The sequence below is a fragment of the Brevibacillus sp. MS2.2 genome, from assembly GCF_013284345.1.
Classification (GTDB): domain Bacteria; phylum Bacillota; class Bacilli; order Brevibacillales; family Brevibacillaceae; genus Brevibacillus; species Brevibacillus brevis_C.
Genome location: NZ_JABSUZ010000072.1, coordinates 1 through 400, shown reverse-complemented (window position 1 = coordinate 400; position 400 = coordinate 1). Strand labels below are relative to the sequence as shown.

2 tRNA genes and 1 rRNA gene are annotated in these 400 nt (G+C 51.0%); all 3 read left to right on the top strand.

From position 1 onward, the window contains the following. The first annotated feature begins 38 nt into the window (after window positions 1–38). Window positions 39–115: transfer RNA gene (locus HP568_RS29490), tRNA-Ile, on the top strand. Between the two features lie 16 nt (window positions 116–131). After that, window positions 132–207: transfer RNA gene (locus HP568_RS29485), tRNA-Ala, on the top strand. 83 nt (window positions 208–290) lie between these two features. Next, a 5S ribosomal RNA gene (gene rrf, locus HP568_RS29480) occupies window positions 291–400 on the top strand; the annotation flags it as partial.

Below are 400 nucleotides of genomic sequence, written 5' to 3'. Positions count from 1 at the left end.
ATTCGCTGTTCAGTTTTGAAGGAGTATAACTCCTTTGCGGGCCTATAGCTCAGTTGGTTAGAGCGCACGCCTGATAAGCGTGAGGTCGGCTGTTCGAGTCAGCCTAGGCCCACCATATATTTCCCTAATATGGGGCTGTAGCTCAGTTGGGAGAGCGCCTGCCTTGCAAGCAGGAGGTCATCGGTTCGATCCCGTTCAGCTCCACCAAAAAAGTTTAAAAAAAGCACTTGAAAGTGAATAAGAAGATGTGATACATTATTCTTCGTCACTTTTGAGAAATAGTGAAATTGTCTGGTGATGATGGCGGAGGGGACACACCCGTTCCCATGCCGAACACGGCCGTTAAGCCCTCCAGCGCCGATGGTACTTGCTCCGCAGGGAGCCGGGAGAGTAGGACGTC